The 18,058-nt window shown below is 61.7% G+C and carries 13 protein-coding genes and 1 pseudogene; 8 read left to right on the top strand and 6 right to left on the bottom strand.

The window, feature by feature from the left end:
- Positions 1 to 83: 83 nt before the first annotated feature.
- From FFM81_RS16535 to ubiA, 5 genes are all read left to right on the top strand, one after another.
- Positions 84 to 2,393: a Tex family protein gene (locus FFM81_RS16535; protein WP_138385093.1), complete on the top strand. Its 2,310-nt coding sequence runs from the start codon at positions 84 to 86 to the stop codon at positions 2,391 to 2,393.
- A 133-nt stretch (positions 2,394 to 2,526) separates the two neighbouring features.
- Positions 2,527 to 3,786, top strand: a complete 1,260-nt coding sequence (locus FFM81_RS16530; protein ID WP_003569953.1) for a cyclopropane fatty acid synthase — start codon at positions 2,527 to 2,529, stop codon at positions 3,784 to 3,786.
- Positions 3,787 to 3,826: 40 nt separating this feature from the next.
- Positions 3,827 to 4,408, top strand: a complete 582-nt coding sequence (locus FFM81_RS16525) for a histidine phosphatase family protein (RefSeq protein WP_138385094.1) — start codon at positions 3,827 to 3,829, stop codon at positions 4,406 to 4,408.
- 179 nt (positions 4,409 to 4,587) lie between these two features.
- A complete protein-coding gene (locus tag FFM81_RS16520; RefSeq protein WP_003569950.1) occupies positions 4,588 to 5,400 on the top strand; it encodes a MipA/OmpV family protein in 813 nt (270 codons plus the stop codon).
- Positions 5,401 to 5,506: 106 nt separating this feature from the next.
- Positions 5,507 to 6,466 carry a 4-hydroxybenzoate octaprenyltransferase gene (gene ubiA, locus FFM81_RS16515; protein ID WP_025415469.1) on the top strand — a complete coding sequence of 320 codons (960 nt, stop codon included), beginning with the start codon at positions 5,507 to 5,509 and terminating at the stop codon, positions 6,464 to 6,466.
- 81 nt (positions 6,467 to 6,547) lie between these two features.
- On the opposite strand, the gene FFM81_RS16510 is transcribed toward ubiA, so the two are convergent.
- On the bottom strand, positions 6,548 to 7,114 hold the full coding sequence (locus FFM81_RS16510) for a DUF6101 family protein (RefSeq protein WP_003569946.1): 567 nt from the start codon (positions 7,112 to 7,114) through the stop codon (positions 6,548 to 6,550).
- A gap of 297 nt (positions 7,115 to 7,411) precedes the next feature.
- Between FFM81_RS16510 and FFM81_RS16505 the strand changes: the two genes are divergently transcribed.
- Positions 7,412 to 10,741 carry a DUF1217 domain-containing protein gene (locus FFM81_RS16505; RefSeq protein WP_003569945.1) on the top strand — a complete coding sequence of 1,110 codons (3,330 nt, stop codon included), beginning with the start codon at positions 7,412 to 7,414 and terminating at the stop codon, positions 10,739 to 10,741.
- Positions 10,742 to 10,787: 46 nt separating this feature from the next.
- On the opposite strand, the gene FFM81_RS16500 is transcribed toward FFM81_RS16505, so the two are convergent.
- The 3 genes from FFM81_RS16500 to FFM81_RS16490 all read right to left on the bottom strand — a co-directional run bounded on the left by FFM81_RS16500 (position 10,788) and on the right by FFM81_RS16490 (position 13,901).
- Positions 10,788 to 12,221 carry an FAD-binding oxidoreductase gene (locus FFM81_RS16500; RefSeq protein WP_128399895.1) on the bottom strand — a complete coding sequence of 478 codons (1,434 nt, stop codon included), beginning with the start codon at positions 12,219 to 12,221 and terminating at the stop codon, positions 10,788 to 10,790.
- Positions 12,222 to 12,255: 34 nt separating this feature from the next.
- Positions 12,256 to 13,230 (bottom strand): L-threonylcarbamoyladenylate synthase, encoded by a 975-nt coding sequence (locus FFM81_RS16495; RefSeq protein WP_025415472.1) that lies wholly within the window; start codon positions 13,228 to 13,230, stop codon positions 12,256 to 12,258.
- A gap of 62 nt (positions 13,231 to 13,292) precedes the next feature.
- Positions 13,293 to 13,901, bottom strand: coding sequence for a DUF6656 family protein (locus tag FFM81_RS16490; RefSeq protein WP_138385095.1), 609 nt, complete (start codon positions 13,899 to 13,901; stop codon positions 13,293 to 13,295).
- Positions 13,902 to 14,325: 424 nt separating this feature from the next.
- On the opposite strand from FFM81_RS16490, the gene FFM81_RS16485 reads away from it, so the two are divergent.
- The gene (locus FFM81_RS16485) at positions 14,326 to 15,570 is read left to right on the top strand and encodes an aromatic ring-hydroxylating oxygenase subunit alpha (protein WP_025415474.1); all 1,245 of its coding nucleotides are present in this window, start codon (positions 14,326 to 14,328) and stop codon (positions 15,568 to 15,570) included.
- A 168-nt stretch (positions 15,571 to 15,738) separates the two neighbouring features.
- Positions 15,739 to 16,233, top strand: a complete 495-nt coding sequence (locus FFM81_RS16480) for a BA14K family protein (protein ID WP_025415475.1) — start codon at positions 15,739 to 15,741, stop codon at positions 16,231 to 16,233.
- A gap of 79 nt (positions 16,234 to 16,312) precedes the next feature.
- Here the strand turns inward: FFM81_RS16480 and FFM81_RS16475 are convergent, their stop codons facing one another.
- Together FFM81_RS16475 and FFM81_RS16470 are read right to left on the bottom strand one after the other, a co-directional pair.
- On the bottom strand, positions 16,313 to 16,576 hold the full coding sequence (locus FFM81_RS16475; protein WP_003569934.1) for a DUF982 domain-containing protein: 264 nt from the start codon (positions 16,574 to 16,576) through the stop codon (positions 16,313 to 16,315).
- 289 nt (positions 16,577 to 16,865) lie between these two features.
- Positions 16,866 to 17,853, bottom strand: a pseudogene (locus FFM81_RS16470) (IS4 family transposase).
- Positions 17,854 to 18,058 lie beyond the last annotated feature (205 nt).

Below are 18,058 nucleotides of genomic sequence, written 5' to 3'. Positions count from 1 at the left end.
CCGCTGTGGAAACCACAGTCGGGCATTGCCTTGCCGCTTTTCGCCGCTATGGTCCCGCAACTTTCGTCGGAACAGGAAATCCCATGGCCGCTGACCTCCGTTTTCTCGCAGCCCGTATCTCGGCCGAAATCAACGCCCGGCCCGAACAGGCCAAGGCCGCCATCGAGCTGCTGGACGAGGGCGCCACCGTGCCCTTCATTGCCCGCTACCGCAAGGAAGTGACGGGTGGGCTTGACGATACGCAGCTGCGCAATCTTGCCGAGCGGCTGGTTTATCTGCGCGAACTCGAAGCCCGGCGCGACGCGATCGTCGAATCGATCACCGGCCAGGGCAAGATGACCGACGAGCTGATGGGGAAGGTCGCAGCGGCCGAAACCAAGGCCGAGCTCGAGGATCTCTATCTGCCTTACAAGCCGAAGCGCCGTACCCGCGCCGAAATCGCCCGCGAGCGCGGCCTCGGCCCGCTCGCCGAGGTGATCCTTTCCGAACGCAGCCGGGAGCCGGCGGCGCTCGCCGAAGGCTTCGTCACCGCAGACGTGCCCGATGTGAAGACGGCGCTTGAAGGTGCGCGCGACATCATCGCCGAAGGCATTGCCGAAAATGCCGACCTGCTCGGCAGACTGCGCGCCCATATGCGCCAGGCATCGCTGCTGAAGGCCAGGGTCGTCGACGGCAAGCAGGCGGCGGGCGAAAAATTTTCCGATTATTTCGACCATTCCGAACGCTGGGCGACTGCGCCGGGCCACCGCGCACTCGCCATGCTGCGCGGCTGGAACGAGGAGGTGCTGACGCTGACGATCGAGGCCGACATCGAGACCGCATCGCCGAACAAGCCGGTCGAGCGCATGATCGCAGTCGCTTACGAGATCGGCGCGAGCCGCCCCGCCGACCGCTGGCTGATGGAGGTGGCAAGCTGGACCTGGCGGGTCAAGCTGTCCATGTCGCTGTCGCTCGACCTGATGCGGGAACTGCGCGAAAGGGCCGAAGAGGAAGCGATCCATGTCTTTGCCCGTAACCTCAAGGATTTGCTCTTGGCCGCCCCGGCCGGCTCGCGCGCGACGATGGGCCTCGACCCCGGCATCCGCACCGGCGTCAAGGTCGCCGTCGTCGACGGCACCGGCAAGGTGATTGCGACCTCGACCGTCTATCCCTTCCAGCCGCGCAACGACGTGCGCGGCGCCCAGATCGAGCTCGCCTCGCTGGTCCGCAAGCACAATGTCGAGCTGATCTCGATCGGCAACGGCACCGGCAGCCGCGAGACCGAAAAGCTGGTCGCCGATATGCTCGCCGACTTGCCGGCGCCGAAGCCGACCAAGGTCATCGTCTCGGAGGCCGGCGCCTCGGTCTATTCCGCCTCGGCGACCGCAGCGGCCGAGTTTCCCGATCTCGACGTCTCGCTGCGCGGCGCCGTCTCCATCGCGCGGCGCCTGCAGGATCCGCTCGCCGAACTCGTCAAGATCGAGCCGAAGTCGATCGGCGTCGGCCAGTATCAGCACGATGTCGACCAGCAGAAGCTGTCGCGTTCGCTCGATGCTGTCGTCGAAGATGCGGTGAACGCCGTCGGCGTCGATCTCAATACCGCGTCCGCGCCGCTGCTATCCCGTGTCTCCGGCCTCGGCCCATCGATCGCCGACGCTATCGTCCGCCATCGCGACAGCGAGGGCCGCTTCGAGACGCGGCGGGATCTGTTGAAGGTCGCGAGACTCGGCGGCCGCACCTTCGAGCAATGCGCCGGCTTCCTGCGCATCCCCAACGGCAAGGAGCCGCTCGATGCTTCCTCGGTGCATCCGGAGGCCTACGGCGTCGCCAAGAAGATCGTCGCCGCCTGCGGCCGCGATCTGCGCGCATTGATGGGCGATAGCGCCGTGCTGAAATCGGTCGATCCGCGCCAGTTCATCGACGAGAAATTCGGCCTGCCCACGGTTCGCGACATCCTCGCCGAGCTGGAAAAGCCCGGCCGCGACCCGCGTCCGAGCTTCAAGACCGCGACCTTCGCCGAGGGCGTCAACGAGATTTCCGACCTGACGCCCGGCATGGTGCTGGAAGGCACGGTGACCAATGTCGCCGCCTTCGGCGCCTTCGTCGATATCGGCGTGCACCAGGATGGCCTGGTGCATGTGTCGCAGCTTGCCGATCGTTTCGTCAAGGATCCGCATGAGGTCGTCAAGGCGGGCGACGTCGTCAAGGTTCGGGTCGTCGAGGTCGATGCCAAGCGTAAGCGCATTGCTCTGTCGATGAAACGCGATGACGGTTCTTCTGCAGCCGCGCCGCGTGGTGATTCTCGCGGCAACCAGGGTTCCCGGCCGCAGACCGAGCGCCGGCCTGCGGCTCCCAAACCGGAGAGCCAGGGTGCTTTTGGTGCCGCGCTCGCTGAAGCCATGAAGCGAAAATAAGGGTTTAGGCGGTTTATCGGCAGAAATGCCACAGTTTGGCAACGTTATTTCAGGAGTGCTAAAACGGGCGCTTGTAAGGCGAAAGAGATCGCCTAAGTTGATGTGACCATCCTGTCACATTTGCGAGGCGTCCATGGCGTCGGCTTTCCTTTCGATCGTCCAGCAAATCATCCGCAAGGGTTCGTTGGAACTTACCCTCGCCAATGGCGATACCTACATGATCGGCGACGGCACCGGTGAAACCGTTGCCGCCCGCCTGGCCGATCAGGAGGCCGAGGACGCCATCCGCCGCGACCCGACGATGAAGCTCGGCGAAATGTACATGCAAGGCAGGTTCATTCTCGAACAGGGCAATATCTACGATTTTCTGTCGCTGGTGAAACAGAACACCACCAATGAGATCTTCGATTTCAAGATGGCGGCGCTGCTCGTCGGCCGCATTGCCTGGCAGCAGTTGAAGAGCCGCGTGCCGGTCAATCGCAACAAGCACAATGTCGCCCATCATTACGACCTGTCGGCCAAGCTCTTCGATCTTTTCCTCGACGAGGACTGGCAATATTCCTGCGGCTATTTCGAACCGCCGGGCATCGGTCTCGACGAGGCGCAACTCGCCAAGAAACGCCATATCGCCGCCAAGCTGCTGCTTCAGCCCAACCAGCGCATCCTGGAAATCGGCTCCGGCTGGGGCGGCATGGGCATGTATCTGACGGAGGCGACCGAGGGGGCCGATTTCACCGGCATTACGCTCAGCGAAGAGCAGCTGAAGGTTTCCCGCACCCGCGCCGAAAAGCGCGGTCTGGCCGAGCGCGTGCGTTTCGAGCTGCAGGATTATCGCAGCATGACCGGCATGAAGTTCGACCGCATCGTCTCGGTCGGCATGTTCGAACATGTCGGGATCGGCAATTACCCCAATTTCTTCCGCAAGGTCGCCGATCTGCTCGACGATAACGGCGTCATGGTGCTGCATTCGATCGGCCGCCCGAAGCCGAGCTTTGGCACCAATGCCTTCATCGAAAAGTATATTTTCCCCGGCGGTTATATTCCTTCCGTCGGCGAAGTCTTGCCGCCGCTCGAAAAGGCCGGGCTGCTGGTCAGGGATGTCGAAATCCTGCCGTTGCATTACGCCTATACGCTGCGCCACTGGCGCGAGCGTTTCGTGGCGCGCAAGGCCGAAGCGGTGGCGCTTTACGACGAGCAGTTCTTCCGCATGTGGGAATTCTATCTGGCCGGCTCGGAAATGGGCTTTCGCTGGGACGAGCTCTTCATCCTGCAGATCCAGATCGCCAAGAACCAGTTTACGGTTCCCGACAATCGCACTTACATTGCTGAGAATGAAGCCAAGCTGAAGGAATTCGAGGCGAGGCGCCCGCCGCTGGAAAAGGTGACCTTCTGAGCGGCAGCCTTTGCGCCGGCCATAATGAAAGGGCATGCCGATGAGAAGCGCGTTTCCCGAGATCTATCTCGTCCGCCACGGCGAAACCGAATGGAGCCGTTCCGGGCGCCATACCGGACGAACCGATATCCCGCTGACGGCAAACGGTGAGGCCGCCGCCGGCAAGCTCACTGATCGGCTTTCGGGCCTCACTTTCTCCGCCGTCTGGTCGAGCCCGTCGGCACGGGCCCGCAAAACCTGCGCGCTGGCCGGCTTCGGATCAGAGGCGATCATCAGGGACGATCTCGCCGAATGGGATTACGGCGCCTATGAAGGCATCACCACCAAGGAAATCCTGGCCGTGCGCCCAGGCTGGCAGCTCTTTCGCGACGGCTGCCCGAATGGAGAATTCGCCGCCGATGTCGGCGCCCGCGCCGATGCCGTCATCCACGCGCTTCGCCAAACGGCCGGCACCGTCCTGATCTTCTCCAGCTCGCATTTCCTGCGCGTGCTCGCCGCCCGCTGGCTCGGCCTGCCACCGGAAGGCGGTGTGTATTTCTCGCTCGATACGACCAGTATCAGCATGCTCGGCTACGAGCACGACCTGAGCGAACCGGTTATCCGTGGGTGGAATCAGAGATAGCGGAATTCGATAGCTGGCATCAGCCGTGTGGCCCGTAGGTCGGATGAGGGGGCTACACGGCACGCCTTTCATTCGCGCCCTTTGTTTCTCCGTGGTTAACATCGCGGTAACGACATCACGATAAGTCTAGCCACCGCCGCTCTCCGCGGCTTTGTTTTTGCGTTTTCTGGAGTGCGGACGTGTCTCATCGATCAGTCGTATCGATCTCTTTGGCTATTGCCCTTTCATCCCCAGCTTTGGCGCTCGCGCAAGAAAGCGGCCAGCCCTTCTGGTCCGGCGACTGGTATTTGAGCGTCGGCGTCGCCGGCTTCTCCGCCCCGAAATTCGAGGGCTCGTCGCATAATGAATTCAAGTTCAGCCCGCTGATTTCGGTGGGCCGCCAAGGTGCAGGCCCGCGCTTTTCCTCGCGCAACGACAATCCGTCCTTCGCCCTCATCGACAAGGGCGCCTTCCGCGCCGGCATCGTCGGCAAATTCGTCCCGTCGCGCGATGCGGGCGACGACAGCGACCTGAAGGGCTTGAGAAAGGTCAAATGGGGGGCGGAGGCCGGCGGCTTTGTCGAGGTCTACCCAACCGACTTCTTGCGCGCCCGCGCCGAAGTCCGCCAGGGCATCCGTTCCCACGACGGCGTCGTCGCCGATCTGGCCGTCGATGCCTTTACCGATATCGCGCCCAACCTGCAGCTGTCAGGCGGCCCGCGCGCGACATTTGCCACCGCTGGCTACTACGACGCCTATTACGGCGTCAGCGCCAAACACGCCGCGGCAAGCGGCCTTGATCCTTACAAGCCGTCGTCGGGCATCCAGTCTTATGGCGCCGGAACGGCCATCACCTGGAAGGCGACGGAAAACCTCTCGGCAAGCTCTTTCCTCGAATATAAGCGGCTGGCCGGTCCCGCGGCCGACAGCAGCCTGGTGCGCGACCGCGGCTCGAAGAACCAGGTCGTGATCGGCGTCTCGGCGACCTACAAGTTCAATTTCTCCCTGCAGTGATCCAATGCATGTCGCCCGGACGTGTGCAGCGGTTCCGGATAACGACATGCATAAGACAAGGAGATCGCTTCTTGACCGGATCGCCGGCCGGTCGCTAGATGGCGGCATGCAAGATACCGGCGACTTCAACGATCGCGTTTCCGACGCACCTTCCGACAACTGGGTCTACCGGATCCTGCCGCCATGGCTCTGGCCCTACGCGCAGCTGGCGCGCTGGGATCGGCCGATCGGCTGGCAGTTGCTGATGTGGCCGTGCTTCTGGTCGGCAACCCTTGCTGCCAATGCGGCGATCGGCGAGGGGCTTTATTCCGGCAGCCTGCTGGTGTCGCACCTGTTCCTTTATTTCGTCGGCGCCGTCGCCATGCGCGGCGCCGGCTGCACCTATAATGATCTCGTCGACCATGAGATCGACATGGAAGTGGCGCGCACGCGGTCGCGTCCGCTCCCCTCAGGCCGCGTCACGCGCGCCCGGGCGAAAATCTTCATCGGCCTGCAGGCGCTGGTCGGGCTGTTCGTGCTCTTGCAGTTCAACTGGTTCACCGTTTTCCTCGGCGTGCTCTCGCTCGGCATCGTCGCGCTTTATCCCTATGCCAAACGCTTTACCGACTGGCCGCAATTCTATCTCGGGCTTGCCTTTTCCTGGGGTGCGCTGATGGGCTGGGCCGGCATCTTGGGCGAAATTTCCCTCGCCTCCATCCTGCTTTACGCCGCCTCCGTCGCATGGACGATCGGTTACGATACGATCTACGCGCATCAGGACAAGGAGGATGACGAGCTGATCGGCGTCCGCTCGACCGCGCGCCTGTTCGGCGACAGGACTCGGCAATGGCTGATCGGCCTATATGGGCTGACACTGGTACTGATGTTTATGGCCTTTGCTCTCGCCGGCGCCAATCTCATCGCATTCCTGGCCTTGCTCGGCGCCGCCGGCATGTTCGCCTGGCAGATCGTCCGACTCGATATCGACGATGCCGCTCAATGCCTGGCGCTGTTCAAATCGAATAATCGCGTCGGCCTGATCATCTTCTTCGGCCTTTTCGTTTCGCTGCTGTTTGCCATTCCCTGAATGAAACGATGAATGAAACGACAAACCCGGCGCGGGCGCCGGGTTTCAAAACGATGCGAAAACGAAGTGTCGCGATATCGCTCAGTTGCGGGCGATGATTTCCTTGCCTTCGATCTTCATGGCGACGCCGAGTTGGCCGGTGGTGCGGCGCACGAGGAAGCGCGGGCGGCGATTGGCGAAATAGGAATGACGGCGGCGCGGCTTGAGATCGCTGGTGCGCAAGCCGCCGATATGATCTTCGAGCGGACGGGCGACGCCGTCGGCCTCGACCATCAGCATCGGAATGCGGAAGGCTTCCGACCAGCTGCGCCAGTCGGCGGCGATATCGCTGAGATCATGGGCGACGAGCAGCGGAATGCAGAGCTCCGGATCGGCGTGGTGAAGCTCGAGCGTGACGGTGACCTCGCCGTCGCCATGGTCGATGGCGCGGGCGGCGACACCCAAGAAGACTCTCTTCGGCAGCGCAATCGACAGCGGGAGACCGCTGGAAGGCAGGACCTTGCGCAGGACCGCGCCGCGTTCGTCGATGGTAATATTGACGTCATCCGAACAATCATGGATGGCGTAGCTGACCTGCTGGGGAAAGCGGGACGGATCGAGGCGTAACGTCGTGCCAGCCCAGGCCGGCTTCTTTACGGGATTGTTCATGTCATTCTACCCTTGTCTTACCTGAGAGCCGATTTCCGGTCTTCTCCTTGGGACTTTTCGTCCTCTATGGCCGACAATAGGGGCCTGCCCTTCCGTACAGCTTAAAAATTGCGGTTAAGAAAACTTTGCCTCCTCTGATGGTTATCAAAACCGAATCCGGCAGGGTTTCCGGAAGGTGAACAGGACGCTGTGCTGAAATGATGCATCCTGAGGTAAGTCTCAGGTAAGCTTTTCGTGGCAAAATATGCTTACCAGCAGTTCGTTCTTTTAGAGATTTTGCCGAAAAGGGCGCATTTGATGATTACGGCTTCCCTCGCTTACACGATCCTGTCGAAGGATATGACGTCGAGCCTGAACAAGGTCGCGTCGCAGGCGACGGTCAAGAAGGATGCCCAGTACTACGCCGACCATATCAATAAGGTCAAAGACGTCGACGACTTCCTCGGCGATTACAAGCTCTACAGCTATGCGATGAAAGCCTATGGTCTTGAAGACATGACCTATGCCAAGGCCTTCATGAAGAAGGTGCTGGAAAGCGATCTCACCGACCCCAACAGCTACGCCAACAAGCTCTCCGATACGCGCTACCGCGAATTCGCCGCCGCCTTCAATTTCAATGCGCCCGAGAAGGACGTGCAGACGGATGCGCAGGAGGATGATCTGATCGGCCTCTACAAGCAGTCCTTCGTCGACGCCGACAAGGCAGCGACCGCCGAGAGCACTTATTACAGCAACAATATCGACAGCGTGAAGACCGTCGACGATCTGGTCAACAACACCAGGCTTCGCACCTATGTGCTAAAGACCTTCAATATCGATCCCACCTATGCGTCGAAGGACTTTCTGCGCCAGGTGCTGACCAGCGATCTCAGCGACCCCACGAGCGTCGTCAATACGCAGGGCGGCGACAAGTATAAGGCGCTGGCCGCCCAGTTCGGCTTCAACGCCGACGGCACGGTCACCGGCACGGCCCAGACCGCGGCGCAGAAGGCTTCTGTCATCGAGACTTACACGCTGAATTCCCAGTCCGTCATCATCGACAATTCGGTTGGTTCCGACGTTGTCTACGTCAACAAGACGGCGGCCGACTACAACAAGGCCTATTATACAGCCAAGATCGGCACGATCACCAATGTCGACGATCTGGTCGCCGATAAACGTCTGACCTCCTATATTAAGACGGCTTACAGCATGGGCGCCGATTTCACCGCGGCGGCGCTGCGCACGGTCCTGACCGATCCCGGTTATGCCCAGCTGATGGGCTTTACCAATGTCTACAACGCCTTCAACTTCAAAGCCGACGGTTCGACTTCGAACACGGTGCGCGTCCAGACGCTAGACCAGGCGAACAAGCTGTCGTCGGCGGCGTCGCTCACCGCCAACTACTATAAGGTGACCTCGCAATCGAGCGGCATCACGAATGTCGACGACTTGCTCGCCGACGGAAACATGGCGCGCTACATCAAGGATGCCTATGGTCTCGGCACCGGTTTCAGCAATGCCGATCTGAAGAACATCCTGACCGACTCCGCCTATGCCGCCGCGCAGGGCCACGCCGATCTCAATGCCGATTTCAACTTCCAGTCTGATGGCTCGATCAACGGTGCGGTGATCCAGACGGACACGCAGCGCAAATCGACCACCGACAAGTCGGCAGCGAACGCGGCGCATTTCAATACCATGATCGGCGGTGTCACCAATGTCGACGGTATCATGTCCGATCCGGTTGCTGTGAGCTATCTCAGGACCAGCATGCAGATCGCCGACAGCGTCTCCGATGCGACGCTGAGGACTTTCCTCGTCGATCCCGCGGCCGCCAGCGCTCAGGGCTATAGCGACGTCCACGATCTCTTCAATTTCAAGACGGACGGTTCGGTCGCCACCCTTTACGCCTCGCAGACTGCTTCGCAAAGCGCGAGCACTGCCAGCAAGGCCGATAGTGCGGCCGTCTATTATCAGTCGACCATCGCGGGAATCTCGAACGTCGATCAGTTGCTGGCGGACCAGAAGCTGAACAATTTCGTGCGCAACGCCTTCGGCATCCCGTCCACCGTCACCGACGTCGCTCTTCGCAGCATTCTCACCGATCAGAGCGGCACCGGCACCTATGCCGACGTTGCCGCCGCCTTCAACTTCAAGGCGGATGGCTCTCTCAAGGACGGCCTGTCGGCGCAGACGGACACCCAGATCCGCAACACGAAATTTGCCGCCGGAGCGCGCACCGACGATTATTCCGCCCGGATGGCGACGATCGCCAATGTCGACGATCTCATCGCGGATCCCGCCATCACCAATTTCCTGAAGAGCACCTACAATCTGCCTCTGAATATCTCGGACGCCGACCTGAAGAGCTTCCTGACCGATGCGACGGCCGCCTCAGCTGCCGGTCATGCCGATCTTAACGCCGATTTCAACTTCGCCGCCGATGGATCGCTGCCGGTCGTCAGTTCGGTCCAGACGGCCGATCAGGCGCAGACCACCAATGACAACTATATGGCGCGCTATGACGACGAGCGCGAGGAGGCGATCGATGAGGTCGCCTCCAACTACTCGAGCATGATGGCCGACAGCAACAGCCTGCTCGATACTGCCGAGATCAAATCGGTCAACGATTTCCTGCGCAACAATGCTTCGGCCGATTTCCGGAAGAGCAACGACAATCTGCCGGATCCCTTTCATGTGGCGCTGCAGGCCTTCGGCCTGACCGACCAGGACGTGCCGCGCTCGATGATGCGCAAGATCCTGACGAGCGATGCCTATGATCCGAATGGCTATATCGCCTCGCTAAAGGACGAGCGCATCACCAATCTCGCCCGCGCCTTCAATTTCGGCCCCGACGGCAAGGCGGCATCACCCTTCCAGGCGCTGCCCGACGCGACCATGGCCAAATATGCCACCGACTACAAGGCGCATATGACCATGCTGCTGAAGGCCGGCCCGGTAAAGGACAAGGCATCCAAGGATGCAACGGCCGAAGTGGATTACTTCGCCAAGGGCATGGCCAAGGTAAAGTCGCTCGATGATTTCCTCGACGACAGCCGCCTGACAGATCTGGTGCTGAAAGCCAACAATCTCGACCCGAAGGATTACGACAAGGCGACGCTGAAGAAAATCTTCACCTCCGATCCCGACGATAAGAAGAGCTATCTGAACGCCAAGGCCGATGCCCGTTTCAAGGATATCGTCGCCGCCTTCAACTTCGACAAGGACGGCAATCTGACCCGCGCCAAGATGGGCGCCATCCAGAACAAGGCCGCCGAGGAGAACACCCAGGAGCTTTATGTCCAGCAGACGTTGGAAGCCCAGCAGGGCGAAAGCAACGACGGTGTGCGCCTGGCGCTTTATTTCAGCCGCAAGGCCCCGAGCATCACCTCGATCTATTCGATCCTCGGCGACAAGGCGCTCTATCAGGTCATCACCACAGCCTACAGCCTGCCTTCGCAGATTTCCGGCATGGACGTCGCCAAGCAGGCCGATCTGATCAACCGCTTCGTCAAGCTCGAGGATCTCCAGGACCCGAAAAAGGTCGACAAGCTGCTGCGCCGCTTCACCGCCATGTACGACGTCCAGAACAGCGCCCAGCAATCGCCGGCGCTGCAGATCCTCACCGGCGGCGGCACGCGGTAGTCATAAGGTTCGGCAGGAGCGCGGCGGCTGGCGCCGACGGCTGCCCTCATACCTCGAGGCTGACGACCTTTCCCGGGTTCATGATATCAGCCGGATCGAAGGCGCGCTTGATGCGGCGCATCAGTTCGATTTCGATCGGCGGGCGGATCGCCGCCAGTTCGTCGCGCTTCAGCTGGCCGATGCCGTGCTCGGCGGAAATCGAGCCGCCATGCGCCAGCACCAAGCCATGGACGATGTGGTTCATTTCGCGCCAGCGGCCGATGAAGGCGGCCTTGTCGGCACCGACCGGCTGGGAAATATTGTAATGGATATTGCCGTCGCCCATATGGCCGAAGGCGCAGATGCGGGCGCCCGGCATTGCCGCCATGACAGCTTCTTCGGCCTCGGCCATGAAATGCGGGATCCGTGACACCGGCACGGAAACATCGTGCTTGATCGACCCGCCTTCCGGCTTCTGGGCATCCGACATGCTCTCGCGCATGTGCCAGATCGCCTTCTGCTGCGCCACCGACGAGGCGATCGCAGCATCCAGCACCAGCCCGGCCTCAAAACCCTGTTCGAGCACGCCGTTCATCATCCGCTCGGCCGTCTCGGCCGAATCCGACGTTGAAATGTCGATCAGCACGTACCAGGGATAGGCCGCTTCCAGCGGATCGCGAACGCCGTCGATGTGGCGGGTGGTGATCTCGACGCCGAAACGCGGCATCAGCTCGAAACCGGTGAGCGAGGCGCCGCAGAGGCTGGAGGCAAGGTTGAAGAGACCGAGCGCATCCGCCACCGAGTTCAGGCCGGCGAACGCCACCTGGTGGCCGAGCGGCTGCGGAAACAGCTTCAAGACCGCGCCGGTGATGATGCCGAGCGTACCTTCGGCGCCGATAAACAAGTCGCGCAGGTCGTAGCCGGTATTGTCCTTCTTCAGGCGGCGCAACCCGTCCCAGATCTCGCCGGTCGGCAGCACCACTTCGAGGCCGAGGCAGAGCTGGCGCATATTGCCGTAGGCCAGCACCGCCGTGCCGCCGGCATTGGTCGAAAGATTGCCGCCGATGCGGCAGGAGCCCTCGGAGCCCAGCGATAGCGGAAACAGCCGCCCATGCGCTTCGGCCGCCTTCTGCACGTCGGCGAGAATGGCGCCGCCATCGGCGACCAGAACGTTGGCCACCGGATCGACGTCGCGGATCCTGTTCATGCGCTCGAGCGACAGGATGATATCGCACTTGCCGGCACGCGGCGTCTGGCCGCCGACAAGGCCGGTATTGCCGGTCTGCGGCACCATCGCCGTTCCGGTCTCCGTCGCAAGCCTCATGATAGCGGAGACTTCCTCGACCGAGCCGGGTTTCAACAGGAGCGGGGAGGAGCCGTGATAGAGCCCGCGGTTTTCGATCAGATGCGGCGCAAGATCGGCCTCGCTGGCAAGCGCGTATTTGTCGCCGACGATGGCGGCGAAGCGGTCGAGAAGGTCGGTGGAAATGTCGGTGCTCATCGGGGTCGATCCTCGGTCGATTTGATCAGATCTGTCAGTCGCGCGGAGCCGCTGCCCGCTGCAGCCGGTCGTTGATCGCTTCGCCGAGCCCCTCCTCGGGAATGGCCGAAAAGGCGATGCTCGAAGCCCCGCTGGCATCGGCCCGCTTCATATAGTCGAAGAGATTGGCCGCCGCCTCGGCCAGGTCGCCGCGCGGGCTGAGATCAAGCACGACCCGGGCGCCGTTTGCGCCGGAAACCACAGCACCGCCAAAGGCGATCAGCGCTTCGCCAGGTTCGACGGTCGTCGCATTGAGGCGCACGGCGGCACCCGGCGCGTAGTGCGAGGCGAGCATGCCGGGTGCTTCGATCGCCGCCGATGCCGTCTTCGCCCGGAGCAACGGCCGGCCGGCGACACGCTCGATCTCGCGCGCTGCCAGGCCGCCGGGCCGCAGCAGCCTTACCCGGTCGCCCTCCACCTTGACGATCGTCGATTCGACGCCGACGGTGCTTGGGCCTGCATCGAGGATCAACGGGACCTTCGCGCCGAGATCGGCATCGACATGGGTCGCACTCGTTGCGCTGATCGCGCCTGACGTGTTGGCGCTGGGGGCGGCGAGCGGCCGCCCGAAGGCGCCGATCAGCGCGCCCGCAAAACCTTTCGGCACGCGCACGCCGACGCTGTCGAGCCCGGCGGTCGCCAGCGAATGAATCGGGCTTTGCGGTTTCAGCGGCAGCACCAGCGTCAGCGGGCCGGGCCAGAAGGCAGCAGCGAGCGCCCGCGACACGGGGTCGAATTCGGCATGCTCCTCGGCCATCGCAAGGTCGGCCATGTGGCAAATCAGCGGGTTGAAACGCGGCCGGCCCTTGGTCTCGTAGATGCGGGTGATCGCCGCCGGATTGGTGGCGTCGGCGGCAAGGCCGTAGACGGTCTCGGTCGGAATGGCGATGGCAAAGCCGCCGGCGAGCGCGGCACAGGCGGCCTCAAGCGCTGCCTGCCTGTCTGCCTCTATGTCGATGATGCGTGCCATGTGCTGCCTGATTTTCCCTTCCGGCAGTCATTAGGCTTTCCCCCGCCCGCGATCAATCGCGTTTATAGCTGGCGGATGATTTCGCGCAGTTGTTCGTTGCGGGCGCCGAGCAGCAGGATGTTGCGGATCGCCGCCTGCGGATCATGGGTGCGGAAGAGCAGGCCATTGCCGCGCACCGACCGGTCGATGGCCATCTTTTCCTCGGAGTCCTCGCCCGGTTTGATGGCGACGGCGAAATACATGCGGGAATAGCCGACATCGATCCGTTCGAAGAAATTGTCGTTCTCGCCGATGTCGGAATAGAAATTGGCGATGTAGAAGGCCCAGCTCACCTCGTCATAATGGGCGAACTTCGTCCGCGCGGCGGTGACGTGGCAATAGCCGAGATGCGGGCTGTCCTCCAGCGTCCGGTGGAAGATCATCTTCGGAAACTGGATCGAGTGGTGAAAGCCGTTGATGTGCTGATGCGTCTTCTCGCCGGCCACCTGTAGCTTGCGCCCAGTCTTTGCGGCGACCTCGTCATGGGTGAAGTAGCGCTTTTCCTCGGCCAGCCAGTGGCGCCGCTCGCGGGGGATGCGGCCGGTGCGCAGGAATTCGGAATGCGCGGCAACGAGCTGCGGCTCCTGCGATCTGCTCGTTTCTTTCGCGTCGAAATACCGGAGTTTGGCCATGATTCGCGTGCTTCGTCGGTCTCGGATGCTCAGCACGATAGGACCGTATGCTTAAGGCGGTGTTAAAATGGCGCGGGTTGCCGCCTCAGTGGAGGGCCGATATCGGGCGATGTCGCAAATGCGACGATCGGGGCTATCGGGCCGCATCACTCTCTGCGGATCGGGTCTTTACGCCATGTCGCAATTGACGATAATGACCTGCACAGTCGAGTGATGGGATCGCTCCGGACGGGCCGGGCGCATCCTGTCGTCAATTTCGAAGCCGATGTCGCATTACAACCGAACGACAGCCTACCCAGATGATTAAATGGGCTCAGGTGATTAAATGGCCGCCATGAACAATTCTCCTGAAGGAGAAGGAAGCAGGCGCGCTTCCGCCGGCCTTCGGGGTAAGGGCGGCAACCGGGTGCACGAGGACATGAAGATGGATATTCGCAGCAACGTTTTGCGTCAGCTCAAGAACCGCCGGGAGGGCTTCAGCCTCGAGCGGCCGTTCTATATCGACGAGGATTATTTCCAGCTCGACATGGAGATGATCTATTATCGCGACTGGCTGTTCATCGGCCATGATTGCGAACTGCCGAAGGCGGGCGCCTATTTTACCGTCCAGATCGGCAGCTATCCCGTCGTCGTCGTCCGCGGCAAAGACAATGTCATCCGCGCCTTCCACAACAGCTGTCGTCATCGCGGCTCGCGCGTCTGCACCAAGGAGCACGGCTCCTCCGTGCGCCTCGTCTGCCCCTATCACCAGTGGACTTATGATCTTGAAGGCAAGCTCGCCTTCGCCCGCCACATGGGGGATGATTTCGACAAGACCGGCTTCAACCTGAAGCCTGTCCATTGCGAAGTCGTCGCAGGTTATGTCTTCATCTGCCTTGCCGACACCGCTCCCAATTTCCAGCCAGTGCGCGACAAGATCGAGCCCTATGTCGCCCCGCACCGGATCAGCGAGAGCAAAGTCGCCTTCCAGAGCACGATCATCGAGAAGGGCAACTGGAAGCTCGTCTGGGAAAACAACCGCGAGTGCTACCACTGCGCCGCCAATCACCCTGAACTCTGCCGCACCTATCCCGAAGCCCCGAGTGTCACCGGCACGGATGGCGGCGCTGACGATCCGGAGATCGCCGGCCATTGGGCGCGCTGCGAGGCCGCCGGCCTGCCGAGCAAGTTCCAGATTTCGCCGGACGGACAGTTCCGCACCGCCCGCATGCCGCTGATCGAAGATGCCGAGAGCTACACCATGTCGGGCAAGCGCGCTGTCGCGCGTCCGCTAGCCGACGATATCTCGATCAGCCATATCGGCACCATGCTGCTCTTCCACTACCCGACGACCTGGAACCACCTGCTCGGCGACCACGCCATCTCCTTCCGCGTGCTGCCGCTCAGCGCCAACGAGACGGCCGTGACGACCAAGTGGCTCGTCCACAAGGACGCCGTCGAAGGCGTGGATTACAATCTCGAGGAACTGACCCACGTCTGGACCGAGACCAACGACCAGGATCGCCGCATCGTCGAGGAGAATGCCTTCGGCATCCATTCCCCGGCCTATGAACCCGGCCCTTATTCTTCCCTGCACGAGGGCGGCGTCATGCAGTTCCTCGAATGGTATTCGAACTTTATGGTCAACCGCCTGCAGGGTGATCAGGCGAAAATCTCCGCCGTGGCCTAAGCACACGTCGGAAGATAGGCATTGAGCGCGGTTCATCGCGGTTAATGCCCGGTTCAGATCGATTTCTTTAAAAAGACGAAAGCAGCCGGCCCCGGCCGCTTTCGGAACCATTCGGGCACGATAGCGTTGCTGGAGCAGGCGGTTATCGCTGTTGAATGGGAGAGAAGAATGTTTAGTTTGAGTAACAAGATCGCGACCGCAGCTTTGGCCGCCGCCGTCGTTCTGACAAGCTTCGTGCCGTCGCAGGCAATCCAGATGCCGACCGCCCCGCAGGTGGAAAAATCCTCCGCCGTCGAGAACGTCCAATACCGCCGCTACTATCGCGGCGATTATTACCGGCCGGGCTATCGCCCTGGCGCCTATTATCGGCCCGGCTACGGCGGCGGCTACCGCCCCGGCTATTACGGCGGCTATCGCGGATATAGCTATTACCGCCCGGGCTACCGTCACTACAACGGCTACTGGTACCCGCTCGCCGCCTTCGGCGCCGGCGCAGTCATCGGCGGCGCCATTGTCGCCCAGCCGCGCTACGTCGAACCCGGCCCCCGTATGGGTTCGAGCCACGTCGCCTGGTGCGCCAACCGCTACCGGTCCTATCGCGCCTACGACAACACGTTCCAGCCCTATAACGGCCCGCGCCAGCAGTGCTATTCGCCCTATTGATAGGCGCCGAATGCTGCCCCTCAGCCTAACCCTCTCCCCGTAAAAACGGGGGAGAGGGGACGCGCGTCGGCTGCTAAACTCAGTGAACTACGGTGATCACCGAAATGCCAGCTTCGTCGGCGGCACGGATAAGCGCTGCTCGCGCGTCCTCAGCCGGAATTTCCCCGTGAATTGCATCCCGGCAAGCCATAATCGCCACGAGGTATTCTTCTCCATCGTCGGTCGGCCAGCCAACCGTCAGCATCTCGGCAGCCTGACCAAGGGTTGCAACAAGCTTGTATTTTTCCGGCCCACTCACAACGAGCATCAGAGGGGCAAACTCTCCGGATGTGCACCATTTCATGACATTAGCTCTCCCCACGGTAAATATATTAGTAACCGTGCAAGAACTATTCCGGGTGAGGTGGCGGCATGGACCAGCGCATCACCCGAGCGTCGATCGCTGAGATTGCCCGCCATCGCCGAGGCCAAATGTCAGATGACGAAGCGTTGCATATTGAAAGTGGCCGCGTTCCGAATGATGCGATAGGCGCAACGCCGCGCCATCCGCTACGTGGTGGCGAGTTTGGCAAGAAGGTTACCCCACCCTCCGTCATCCTCGGCCTTGAGCCACTGGTGTCCGGTTTAATTCGTCACCATTGGAGGCTCATCTGGTGGGGACTGTGTGGTGGACTGCCGGTGGGTTGCAACAGGCGGTCGATCCTGCGGCGGTGCATGAGATTGGCGCGCACGAGGCGGGCGAAGGCGAGCGGGCTTGTGATGGTGGTCTGGTCTGCCTTGGCCATCTGCAGCAGCAGGTATGCGATCAGGGCGGCGGCGATCTGGATGCGCACGGCATTCTCGCTGTTGCCGAGGAAATGGCGGATCTTCAGCGTCTGCTTGACCCAGCGGAAGAACAGCTCGATCGCCCAACGGCGCTTGTAGAGCGCGGCGATCTCTTCTGCCGGGGAATCGAGATCGTTGACGGCCAATTTGGTATGGGATTTGAGGCGCGTGACGATGCGGCAGCCGGCGGCATTGAGCTTCGCCCACCAGCCGAAATCGTAATAGCCGAGGTCGAAGACATAGGTGGCGCCCGCCTCGATCGGCATTACCTTGGCGGCGGTGATGTCGTTGACATTGGCCGGCGTCACCGCCGCATAGATCGGCCGTTCAGCATTGGCATCGTAGACGACGTGAACCTTGGCGCCACAGGCCTGATCGGAAAAGCGTGCCCAGTCCGATCCCGCCCCGGAAAGGCGCAGACTGCTGCTATCGATCAGATGGACCGCCTCGCCGACGGCCCCGCTTGAGCCCACGCCCGGCGCGGGACACCATCTGCGCGAACAGCTCGGCGAAAACCGCACTCGGGCGCAGGCCATTGGCGTCGGCAAGGGTCGAGCGTGACACCGGTTGGGCGCCGAGATGGTAAAGACCGCTGCTGTGGCTTTGCAGGCCGCCGACGATCTCGCGCAGGCTGACGGCCCCGGAAAGCTGGCCGTAGAGCAACGCGACCAACTGGCTCTTCGTCGATAGCCGCCGCACGTGCTTGTCGGCCTGATGCTCCTCCACAAGTCTTTCGAAGGCGGCCCACGGAATCCGCTTCAACAGATCATGAAAGACGCTATTCTCATGCCGCACGGTGTTGCTCCTCTTTCGTGTCCGGGATTGTCGCCAAACATCCGAATACGAGTAGAATCAACACCGTGCGCCTTGTCCACCAAATTTAAACCGGACAGCAGTGGCCTTGAGCCGAGGATCCATGCCCGCTGGTGAGGGAGGCCCACGTGGATCCTCGGCTCAAGGCCGAGGATGACGGAGGGTGAGGGGAGCTCTGTGGCAAGTA

The organism is Rhizobium hidalgonense (genome assembly GCF_005862185.2).
GTDB lineage: Bacteria > Pseudomonadota > Alphaproteobacteria > Rhizobiales > Rhizobiaceae > Rhizobium > Rhizobium hidalgonense.
This window is presented reverse-complemented; position numbering and strand designations above follow the sequence as displayed.

Excerpts from the sequence above, each read along its gene's own strand:
- FFM81_RS16535 (WP_138385093.1), top strand. The coding sequence starts at position 84 with ATGGCCGCTGACCTCCGTTTTCTCGCAGCCCGTATCTCGGCCGAAATC.
- FFM81_RS16530 (WP_003569953.1), top strand. The coding sequence starts at position 2,527 with ATGGCGTCGGCTTTCCTTTCGATCGTCCAGCAAATCATCCGCAAGGGT.
- FFM81_RS16525 (WP_138385094.1), top strand. The coding sequence starts at position 3,827 with ATGAGAAGCGCGTTTCCCGAGATCTATCTCGTCCGCCACGGCGAAACC.
- ubiA (WP_025415469.1), top strand. The coding sequence starts at position 5,507 with ATGCAAGATACCGGCGACTTCAACGATCGCGTTTCCGACGCACCTTCC.
- FFM81_RS16510 (WP_003569946.1), bottom strand. The coding sequence starts at position 7,114 with ATGAACAATCCCGTAAAGAAGCCGGCCTGGGCTGGCACGACGTTACGC.
- FFM81_RS16505 (WP_003569945.1), top strand. The coding sequence starts at position 7,412 with ATGATTACGGCTTCCCTCGCTTACACGATCCTGTCGAAGGATATGACG.
- FFM81_RS16500 (WP_128399895.1), bottom strand. The coding sequence starts at position 12,221 with ATGAGCACCGACATTTCCACCGACCTTCTCGACCGCTTCGCCGCCATC.
- FFM81_RS16495 (WP_025415472.1), bottom strand. The coding sequence starts at position 13,230 with ATGGCACGCATCATCGACATAGAGGCAGACAGGCAGGCAGCGCTTGAG.
- FFM81_RS16490 (WP_138385095.1), bottom strand. The coding sequence starts at position 13,901 with ATGGCCAAACTCCGGTATTTCGACGCGAAAGAAACGAGCAGATCGCAG.
- FFM81_RS16485 (WP_025415474.1), top strand. The coding sequence starts at position 14,326 with ATGGATATTCGCAGCAACGTTTTGCGTCAGCTCAAGAACCGCCGGGAG.
- FFM81_RS16480 (WP_025415475.1), top strand. The coding sequence starts at position 15,739 with ATGTTTAGTTTGAGTAACAAGATCGCGACCGCAGCTTTGGCCGCCGCC.
- FFM81_RS16475 (WP_003569934.1), bottom strand. The coding sequence starts at position 16,576 with ATGAAATGGTGCACATCCGGAGAGTTTGCCCCTCTGATGCTCGTTGTG.